The organism is Rhodococcus sp. ENV425, from assembly GCF_002887785.1.
Classification (GTDB): Bacteria; Actinomycetota; Actinomycetes; order Mycobacteriales; family Mycobacteriaceae; genus Rhodococcus; species Rhodococcus aetherivorans.
On the sequence record NZ_PCZU01000252.1, the window covers coordinates 30262 to 40140 of the forward strand.

Sequence of the window (9879 nt, forward strand, 5' to 3'; positions counted from 1 at the left end):
ACGGCCAGGGCAAGGCCGCCGACGAGACTCGCCGACGTGATCGCCTGCGAGAAGGCGGAGGCCGATGCGTCGAGAAGCGGCTGGGCGTAGGAGGAGACGAACGGGTTCTTCGCCAGCTCCTCGGCGACGATCGCCGCACCGCCGACCGAATCGCCCGCCGCAGCGACGGCCGCGTCGGCTTGGGCGGCCATCGGCCCGTCGAGAGTCGCGAGCGGCAGTCCCGTGAGGAATCCGGAGATCTCGCGCTGGTAGGTGGTGGCCAGCACCGAGCCCAGCACGGCGATGCCGAGGGATCCGCCGAGCTCGACCGCGGTGTCGTTCAGGCCCCCTGCGGCGCCGAGGTCGGACTCGGGGAATCCGCTCATCACGAGGTCCGTGGCCGGGGGTGCGGCCAGCCCGATGCCGAGGCCGAGGAGCACGAGCGAGACGAGGAACAGCCCGTATCCGGAACCGTCGTCGACGAGGGCGAGAGCGAGGACGCCGGCCGCGGCGACGGCCGTTCCGGCACCGATCGCGACGCGGGCACCGAGGCGTGGGGCCAGCCGCCCGCTCACGGCCGATCCGATCGACACGGCCCCGGCCAGGGGGAGCAGGCGCAGACCGGTGTCGAGGGGGCTGTAGCCGAACACGAACTGGAAGTGCTGCGCCACGAAGTAGATCGCCCCGAACGACGCGAGGAAGAGCAGCAGCACGGACAGGCACGCGCCGCCGACGGAACGGTCGGTGACCCGCCCGAGGTCCAGCAGCGGCTGCGGGTGGCGCAGTTCCCAGGCGACGAACGCGGCACCGGCGAGGGCCGCGACCGCCAGGGATCCGAGCGACGTTGCGTTCCAACCGAAGTGGAAGCCCTCGATGATGCCGAAGACCAGGGCGCCGACGGCCGCCACGGACAGGGCGCCGCCGGCCCAGTCGATGCGGGTGAGGTGCTCGGCCCGGGACGGCGGCACCAGCGCGAGCGCCGCGACCGCGGCGAACGCCGCGATCGGCACGTTGATGAGGAAGGTCGAACCCCACGCGTGCTGTTCGAGCAGCCAGCCCGCGAGCAACGGGCCGAGCGCGATCGCCAGTCCGGAGGTCGCGGCCCAGGCGGCGATGGCGCGGGGCCGTTCCGAGGCCGGGAACATGGCGACGAGCAGGGACAGGGTCGCGGGCATGATCACCGCGGCGCCGACCCCCATGGTGATGCGGGCGACGATCACCTCGGTCGCGGTGCCGGCGAGGCTGCCGAACACGGCCCCCGCGGCGAAGACGGCCAGGCCGGCGAGGAGGGCGCGCCGCCGGCCGTAGCGGTCGCCGAGGACGCCGGCGAGCAGCATCAGCGCGGCGTAGGGGACGGTGTAGCCGTCGATCACCCACTGCATGTCGGTGCTGGTGAGCCGCAGTTCGCGCAGCATGCTCGGCGCCGCGACGATCAGCGCGGTGTTCGCCATCACGACGATCAGCAGGCTCAGGCAGAGCACGGCGAGGCCGGCCCACCGTCGCGGATACGGGCGGGTGGGATCTGCGGTCGAGCGGGTCAGGATCGAGGTCATCGGCGCTCCTCACGGGATGCGGGCGTCGGCAGCAATTTGCACAACACTGTGCAAGTTAGAAATTTGCACACTCGTGTGCAAGTAAAGTTGACGGACGTCACACCCGGCGGCGGAAGAAGGTGTCAGCGTGGCGGAACCGGTCCGGGGACCGCGGCGGCGGACGAGCGGGAACCGAGCCCGGATCCTCGAGGCGGCGATGGGGTGTTTCGCCGCCGACCCGGACGCCAGCATGGACGACGTCGCGCAGGCCGCCGGCGTGGTGCGCCGCACCGTCTATGCCCACTTCCCGAACCGCGAGGCGCTCGTCGACGGCATCGCCGAGGAGGCGGCTGCCGCGCTCGCCGCCGCGGTCGACCGGCCGGACCCCGAGGAGCCCGACCTGGCGCTCGCCGCCGCGGCCCTGATGACCTGGCCCGTCGGTGACCGCTTCCGCGTGCTGCTGTCCTTCGCGCGCAAGGAGGTCGGCGACGAGCGCATCGGCGAACTCATCGCCCCGCTGCGCGCCCGCACCCTCGCGATCGTGGAGCGGGGCTGCCGGTCGGGGGTGTTCTCCGCCTACCTTCCGGCCGTCGTCCTCGTCGGGATGCTCGAGGGGCTCACCATGGCGACCCTCGAGCAGGCCAATCTCGGGGTGGTGCACGACGCCGGGGAGACCGTCGCCCTGGCCGCCCTCGTCCTCATGGGGGTCCCGCCGGAGCGGGCCGTCGACGTCGTCCAGCGGGCCCAGCGAGCGCAGCGGGATCGGCGCGCGGCGCACGGCCCGGGCGGCAATGCGGTGGGGCGCGGGGACGCCCGGCGCTAGACTGGCATCGTCACGACGCCCGTCGTGCGCGAGACGAACCGAAAGCAGGCCGTACCGTCCACGTGAGTGAACCAGACGACACCCGAGACACCGGGAACGCCGAACGGACCACCGTCCGTTCCCACCTGGACCTGCCGCCCGAAGCTGCGGCGCCGCTGCTCGGCTCGGCCGACGAGAATCTCATCGCCCTCGAACGGGCTCTCGGTGCGGACATCCACGTACGCGGCAACTCCGTCACCCTCACCGGCGCGCCGGCGGACGTCGCGCTCGCGGAACGGGTGCTCGGGCAGCTCGTCACCCTCGTCGGACGCGGGCAGGCGGTGACCCCGGACGCGGTGCGCCGCACCGTGGGCATGCTCACGCAGGGTCTGTCCGACTCGCCGGCCGACGTCCTCAGCCTCGACATCCTGTCCCGGCGCGGCAAGACCATCCGGCCCAAGACCCTCAACCAGAAGCGCTACGTCGACGCCATCGACACCAACACGATCGTGTTCGGCATCGGGCCCGCGGGCACCGGCAAGACGTACCTCGCCATGGCCAAGGCCGTGCAGGCGCTGCAGTCGAAGCAGGTCACCCGCATCATCCTCACCCGGCCCGCCGTCGAGGCCGGGGAGCGGCTCGGCTTCCTGCCGGGCACGCTGCACGAGAAGATCGACCCGTACCTGCGCCCGCTGCACGACGCGCTGCACGACATGATGGACCCGGAAGCCATCCCGAAGCTGATGCAGGCCGGGGTCATCGAGGTCGCGCCGCTGGCGTACATGCGCGGACGCACCCTCAACGACGCGTTCATCATCCTCGACGAGGCGCAGAACACCACCGCCGAGCAGATGAAGATGTTCCTGACGCGTCTCGGCTTCGGTTCCAAGATCGTCGTCACCGGCGACACCACGCAGGTGGACCTGCCCGGCGGTGCCCGCTCCGGGCTGGCGGCCGCCGCCGAGATCCTCGAGGGCATCGACGGCATCCATTTCGCCGTCCTCGACAGCAGCGACGTGGTGCGGCACCGGCTCGTCTCCGACATCGTCGACGCCTACGAGCGTTTCGAGGCCGATCGGCCGGCCGGCGTCGCCATGGGCAACCGGGCCCAGCGGCGGGCAGCAGCCCAGAGCCGGGTGCCGCGCCGGTGACCGTGACCGAGGGCCCCGCCCGTCTCGTACCCGCCGTGTCCGCATCCGCCCAGAAGGAACGCCACAGATGAGCATCGAGATCTCGAACGAATCGGGGATGGACGTCGCCGAGGAGGACCTGATCGACATCGCGCGGTTCGTCATCGCCCGGATGGACGTGCATCCGGCCGCGGAACTGTCGATGGTGCTCGTCGACTCCGACACCATGGCCGATCTGCACATGCGCTGGATGGACCTGCCCGGCCCCACCGACGTGATGTCCTTCCCCATGGACGAACTCGAGCCCGGCGGCCGCCCCGACGCCCCCGAGCCCGGCCCCTCGATGCTCGGCGACATCGTGCTGTGCCCGTCCTTCGCCGCGGAACAGGCCGAGAAGGCCGGCCATTCGCTCGCGCACGAACTCGCCGTGCTCACGGTCCACGGGATGCTGCACCTGCTCGGTTACGACCACGCCGAGCCCGACGAGGAGAAGGAGATGTTCGGTCTGCAGAACCAGCTCCTCGAGGAGTGGTACGAGGAACTGCGGCGCGCCGAGCACGAGGCCAGGCTCGCGGCCCGCGATCAGCAGCTCCTCGGCAAGGCCGGCTTCTTCGACCCGACCGAGCGGTAGCGGCCTCGTGATCGGAGCACTGGCGTGAGCGCCCCCGCGCTCGTCGTCGTCGCCGTCGTGCTGGTGGCGCTCGGCGGGCTGTTCGCGGCGGTCGACTCGGCGCTGAACACCGTCTCCCCGGCCCGCGTGGAGGAACTCGCCAAGGGCGAGCGGCCCAGCGCGCAGAAGCTGCTGGTGATCCTCGAGGACCGGCCGCGGTACGTCAATCTCATGGTGCTGCTGCGCATCCTGTGCGAGATCACCGCGACGGTGGTGCTGGTGGCGGCGCTGCTCGACTGGATGGGCCACGCCGGGGCGCTGGTGGCCAGCGCCGTGATCATGGTGCTCGTGGACTACATGGTGATCGGCGTGGGCCCCCGTACCCTCGGTCGCCAGCACGCGTACCCCATCGCCCTGGCCGGGACCGTGCCGTTGCGCGTGATCGGTGTCCTGCTCGGCCCGCTGAGCCGGCTGCTGATCCTGATCGGCAACGCGATCACCCCCGGCCGGGGATTCCGGAACGGGCCGTTCGCCAACGAGATCGAACTGCGCGAGCTGGTGGACATGGCGCAGGAGCGCGGCGTCGTCGCCGCCGAGGAACGGCGAATGATCCAGTCGGTGTTCGACTTCGGTGACACCACCGCACGCGAGGTGATGGTGCCGCGCCCCGAGATGGTGTGGATCGAGGTGGACAAGACCGCCGGCCAGGCGACGTCGCTCGCGGTGCGCAGCGGGCACTCCCGCATCCCGGTGATCGGCGAGAACGTCGACGACATCCGCGGCGTCGTGTATCTCAAGGACCTGGTGCAGCAGACCTACTATTCGCGCGACGGCGGCCGGAGCGTGACCGTCGCCGAGGTGATGCGCCCGGCGGTGTTCGTGCCGGATTCCAAGCGCCTCGACGATCTGCTGGCCGACATGCAGCGCGACCGCAACCACATGGCGCTGCTCGTCGACGAGTACGGCGGCATCGCCGGGCTGGTCACCATCGAGGACATCATCGAGGAGATCGTCGGCGAGATCGCCGACGAGTACGACACCGGAGAGATCGCGCCCGTCGAGGATCTCGGCGACGACACCTTCCGGGTCTCCGCGCGGTTGCCCGTCGAGGACCTCGGTGACCTGTTCGACGTTGCGCTCGACGACATCGAGGTCGACACAGTCGGCGGTTTGCTCGGGTTCGTGCTCGGCCGGGTACCGTTGCCGGGTTCCGAAGTGGAGACCCACGGTCTGCGGCTGCGCGGCGAGGGCGGCCGCGACGCCCGGGGCCGGGTCCGCATCAACACCGTGTACGTGCAACGGGTCCCCGCGACGGAGACGGCCGAGACCGCCGCCGAGGAATCGGTCGACGGGTGACCGCGGCCGTCGACGCCACGACACCCACCGTGCCGATCCGCACCGCCGGCACCGCAGACGAGGAGCTCGTATGACCGACCCCGACTTCCGTTCCGGCTTCGTGTGTTTCGTCGGACGGCCCAACACCGGGAAGTCGACGCTGACGAATGCGCTCGTGGGCAGCAAGATTGCGATCACCTCGTCGCGTCCGCAGACCACCCGGCACACCATCCGGGGCATCGTGCACCGTGAACACGCACAGATCATCCTCGTGGACACCCCCGGCCTGCATCGGCCGCGGACGCTGCTCGGGCAGCGGCTCAACGACTTGGTGCGCGACACCTATTCGGAGGTCGACGCGGTCTGCGTGTGCATCCCGGCCGACGAGAAGATCGGCCCCGGCGACCGCTGGATCGTCGAACAGGTGCGGCAGGTCGCCCCGCGCACGAAGCTGATCGGCATCGTCACGAAGATCGACAAGGTGAGCAAGGAGCGGATCGCGCCGCAGCTGCTCGCCGTCTCCGAGCTGCTCGGACCGGACGTGGACGTCGTGCCCGTGTCCGCCACCTCGGGCGAGCAGCTCGAGGTCCTCATCGACGTCCTCGCCTCGCACATGGAACCCGGGCCGGCGTTCTATCCCGACGGCGAACTGACCGACGAGCCCGAGGAGACGCTCATGGCCGAGCTGATCCGGGAGGCCGCACTCGAGGGACTCGGCGACGAGCTGCCCCACTCGCTCGCGGTGGTGATCGAGGAGATCACCGAGCGGGAGGGTCGCACCGAGAAGCAGGGCGAGCTGCTCGACGTGCATGCGCTGCTGTACGTGGAGCGGCCGAGCCAGAAGGGCATCGTGATCGGCAAGGGTGGCGCCAGCCTGCGTGAGGTGGGCACCGCTGCCCGCTCCCAGATCGAGAAGCTGCTCGGGGTGAAGATCTACCTCGATCTGCACGTGAAGGTCGCCAAGGACTGGCAGCGCGATCCGAAGCAACTCGGCCGCCTCGGCTTCTGACCGTCGCGTGCGGTGTCGTCGGACGGGCCCCGACAGGAAGGGATGCGCAGTGCCCTCTCCCGCATCGCTCGCGCCGACCGGTCGGGTCCGCCCGGGAGGCGGCGGTGACCGGTGACCCCGGAGGCGGTCTGCGCGGCATGATCGTGCGCCACCGCGTCGCGTTCGGTCTCCTCCTTACTCTCGCCTCGTCGGCGTTCGCCGTGCTGTGGCTCTTCGTCGTGCCCGCGCGAGCCGACGAGACGACCGGCGTGCAGTCGGCCGCGATCCGCCACGCCCATCCGGCGTGCTGGATGCTGCTGGCCGCGGCGTCGGCCCTGTTCGCGACGCGCGCCCCGCGCCGGGCCGTCGACGCCGTCGCGTGGAGTGCGCTCGTCGCGTATGCGGTCTTCGTGGTGGCGACCCTGGCCTGACCCGTGTCGGCGGCCCCGTGTGCGGCCCGCGGTCAGTCCGCCGCGGCGGGCACCGTGCTGCGCACCAGCTGCAGCACCGCCGCCGAGAGGTCGGGCGCGGCGCCGGTGGCCAGGCGGCGCAGCTGGAGTCCGGTGATGGTCGCGACCAGGGTCGGGGCGACCGACTCCGGTCGGGGGGCACCGAGTTCGGTGAGGATGGTCACGGTCAGCGCGTCGTAGGCGGCCCAGCATCGGGCCGCCGCCTCCCGCAACTGCGGATCCCGGCCGGCCTGGACGTAGAGCTCGAACGGCGCGATCCGCTCCGCCGAGAACGACAGGTCCTCGGCGACCTGTCCGGTGAGTGCCGCGGCGTCGGCCAGGCTCAGTCCGCGACCACGGTAGTCCTCCGCCAGATCGCGCAACCGCGTGGTCTCGTCTGCGACGAACGTCGTCAGCGCCGACCGCAGCAGGTCGGACTGGGTGGGGAAGTGGTAGGTGATCGAGCCGAGGGAGACTCCCGCCCGGGCGGCGATGCGGCGGTTGGTGATCGCGGCGATGCCGTCCGTGCCGATCAGATGCAGGGTCGCGGCCACGATCGCGCCGCGGACGTCCGTGCCCATCGAGGTCACCACCACCGCTGCGGCGTGTGACGATCCCAGCGCAGTTCCGACTCGAGCTGGGCGGCGAGGGAGATCAGCAGGGGCTCCGCGTTCTCGTGTCCCATGAGCTGGGCGCCGACCGGCAGGCCCGATCCGGTGAAGCCCGCCGGGATGTTCACGCTCGGCCAGCCCAGGACGTTCCACGGCCAGGTGTAGGGGCAGGCGGCCGTGATCACCTTGTCGGTGGCCCAGCCCCCGAGGCCGTCCATCGCCTCCACCACTGGGGGTGGGGTGGCGGTGGTGGGGGCGAGGATGACGTCGAAGCGGTCGAAGATCGTGCCGATGCGCCGGCGGATGCGTGGTTCGGCGGCGCGAGCGGCGCGCAGCGGACGGCCGCGCAGCAACCGGCCGGTGCGGGCGTTCACGCGGGTGCGCGGGTCGGCGAGGGCCGGGTCGGGCAGCCGCCGCACCCAGTCGTCGATGCCGGCCATCGACCGGGGCAGGAAGTTCAGGCCCAGCAGCTTTCCGTAGGCCGGGTCGGCGACGGTCACGTCGTGGCCGAGGGCACGCAGCGTGCCGGCGAGGGCTTCGACGCGCGCGCGGATCTCGGCGTGCAGTCGGGTGCGGGTGGCGGTGTAGGGGCGCGCGAGCGAGAGCGCGATCCGCAGCCGGCCCGGATCGCGACCCACGGCGTCGGACACCGTGACGGCTTCGGCTTCGTGCAGGTCGCCGACGTGGTTGCCCGCGACGGCGTCGAGCAGCAGTGCGGCGTCGGCGACCGTGCGTGCCAGGGTGCCGTGGGTGGTGAGGCCGTGGAAGGCCTCGGGGTCGGGCCACATCGAGATGCGGCCGCGTTGCGGCTTGATTCCCACGAGGTTGGTCCAGGCGGCCGGGATGCGGACCGATCCGGCGCCGTCGGAGCCGAGCGCCGCGGACACCAGGCCCGCCGAGACCGCGGCGGCGCTGCCCCCCGACGAACCGCCGGGGGTGTGGTCCCGGTGCCAGGGGTTGCGGGTATGGCCGAAGGCGCTGCCGCCGGTGAACGGCCACTGCCCCAGTTCGGGGGTGTTCGTCTTGCCGACGATCACGGCGCCGGCGGCCCGCAGCCGCCGCACCACCTCCGCGTCCTCCTCGCGGACGGCGAACTCGCCGGCGCATCCGAACGCGGTGATCTCGTGCGCGATGTCGGTGTCGTCCTTCACCGCGACCGGCACACCGAGCAGGGGGAGACGGACGCCGGCGGCGAGACGCCGGTCGGCCTCCTCGGCCTCGGCGAGCGCCCGCTCCCGGCGGATGCCACGGAAGGCATTGAGCGCGCGATTGCCGGCCTCGATGCGTTCCAGGGCCGCGCGCGTCGCGGCGACGGACGTGGTGGCGCCGGCGGCGAGGGCGGCGGCCTCGGCGGCGAGGCCGGGCGCTCGGGTGTCTGCCCGTGGTGCGGTCATACGGCTGCGTCCCCCTTCGTGGTGTTCGTTCGAACGAACAATAACGCGTTCCAGTTCGTCTCGTCGAGGGCGGGATGCGCAGAAATGTGGCGCTCGCCACATTCGCGGGAGGCGCGACGATCGGTTGGGTATGCCCCCGGGGATATCGCGGGAGCCTCCCCGGGGTGTCGTAGGGACCGGCTGTCAGGAGATACACATGGGTTCATCGCGCACACGCAACCTCCGGCGCGTACCGGACACGGAGACGCGGATGGTCTTCCGCACCATCCACGGGTACCGTCGCGCGTTCCGGATTGCCGGCGAGGGACCTGCGCTGCTGCTGCTCCACGGGATCGGCGACAACTCCTCGACCTGGCAGGAGGTCATCCCGCACCTGGCCCGCAAGTACACGGTCATCGCACCGGACCTGCTCGGCCACGGCCGCTCCGACAAGCCCCGCAGCGACTACTCGGTCGCCGGGTACGCCAACGGTGTGCGTGACCTGCTGTCGCTCCTGGGCATCGAGCGCGTCACCGTGGTCGGGCACTCCCTCGGCGGCGGCGTCGCGATGCAGTTCGCGTACCAGTTCCCGCAGCTGGTCGACCGGCTCGTCCTGGTGGCCGCGGGTGGCGTCACCAAGGACGTTCACCCGGCGTTGCGCCTGCTGTCCCTGCCGGGGCTGAGCGAGGCGCTCAAGCTGCTGCGCCTACCGGGCGCCATGCCCGCGATGCGCATTGCCGGTGGCCTGCTGGGCCGGTGGCACGACACCCCCTTGCGTCCCGGGGTCCTGCTGCACGACACCTCGGATCTGATCCGGGTCCTGAGCGGATTGCCCGATCCCACCGCGTGCGAGGCGTTCCTGCGCACGCTGCGGGCCGTCGTGGACTGGCGTGGTCAGGTGGTGACGATGCTCGACCGCTGCTACCTGACCGAGGACCTGCCCGTGCAGCTGATCTGGGGTGAGCACGACAGCGTGATCCCGGTGGATCACGCGCACCTGGCGCATTCGGCGATGCCTCATTCCCGGCTCGACGTCTTCTGCGGCGCCGGCCATTTCCCGTTCCGGGACG

At 71.5% G+C, this 9879-nt stretch carries 10 protein-coding genes; 7 read left to right on the plus strand and 3 right to left on the minus strand.

Annotated elements, in window-relative coordinates; translation table 11 throughout:
* On the minus strand, window positions 1-1532 hold a 1532-nt coding region (locus tag CQZ88_RS22115; protein WP_102800314.1), incomplete at its 3' end, for an MFS transporter.
* Between the two features lie 127 nt (window positions 1533-1659).
* On the opposite strand from CQZ88_RS22115, the gene CQZ88_RS22120 reads away from it, so the two are divergent.
* The 6 genes from CQZ88_RS22120 to CQZ88_RS22145 all read left to right on the plus strand — a co-directional run bounded on the left by CQZ88_RS22120 (window position 1660) and on the right by CQZ88_RS22145 (window position 6807).
* Entirely contained in the window at window positions 1660-2334 is a 675-nt protein-coding gene (locus tag CQZ88_RS22120; RefSeq protein ID WP_006943880.1) for a TetR/AcrR family transcriptional regulator, read from the plus strand.
* A 62-nt stretch (window positions 2335-2396) separates the two neighbouring features.
* Window positions 2397-3464, plus strand: coding sequence for a PhoH family protein (locus CQZ88_RS22125; protein WP_006943882.1), 1068 nt, complete (start codon window positions 2397-2399; stop codon window positions 3462-3464).
* 67 nt (window positions 3465-3531) lie between these two features.
* Window positions 3532-4074, plus strand: a complete 543-nt coding sequence (ybeY, locus tag CQZ88_RS22130) for an rRNA maturation RNase YbeY (RefSeq protein ID WP_006943887.1) — start codon at window positions 3532-3534, stop codon at window positions 4072-4074.
* A 24-nt stretch (window positions 4075-4098) separates the two neighbouring features.
* On the plus strand, window positions 4099-5409 hold the full coding sequence (locus tag CQZ88_RS22135) for a hemolysin family protein (RefSeq protein ID WP_102800311.1): 1311 nt from the start codon (window positions 4099-4101) through the stop codon (window positions 5407-5409).
* 70 nt (window positions 5410-5479) lie between these two features.
* The gene (era, locus tag CQZ88_RS22140) at window positions 5480-6397 is read left to right on the plus strand and encodes a GTPase Era (protein WP_102800312.1); all 918 of its coding nucleotides are present in this window, start codon (window positions 5480-5482) and stop codon (window positions 6395-6397) included.
* A 104-nt stretch (window positions 6398-6501) separates the two neighbouring features.
* On the plus strand, window positions 6502-6807 hold the full coding sequence (locus CQZ88_RS22145) for a hypothetical protein (RefSeq protein WP_180987061.1): 306 nt from the start codon (window positions 6502-6504) through the stop codon (window positions 6805-6807).
* Window positions 6808-6839: 32 nt separating this feature from the next.
* On the opposite strand, the gene CQZ88_RS22150 is transcribed toward CQZ88_RS22145, so the two are convergent.
* Entirely contained in the window at window positions 6840-7406 is a 567-nt protein-coding gene (locus tag CQZ88_RS22150; protein WP_102800316.1) for a TetR/AcrR family transcriptional regulator, read from the minus strand.
* Window positions 7407-7411: 5 nt separating this feature from the next.
* A complete protein-coding gene (locus CQZ88_RS22155) occupies window positions 7412-8830 on the minus strand; it encodes an amidase (RefSeq protein ID WP_102800313.1) in 1419 nt (472 codons plus the stop codon).
* Window positions 8831-9026: 196 nt separating this feature from the next.
* On the opposite strand from CQZ88_RS22155, the gene CQZ88_RS22160 reads away from it, so the two are divergent.
* Window positions 9027-9879, plus strand: an 853-nt coding sequence (locus CQZ88_RS22160) for an alpha/beta fold hydrolase (protein WP_102800317.1), incomplete at its 3' end; no start/stop codon positions are given.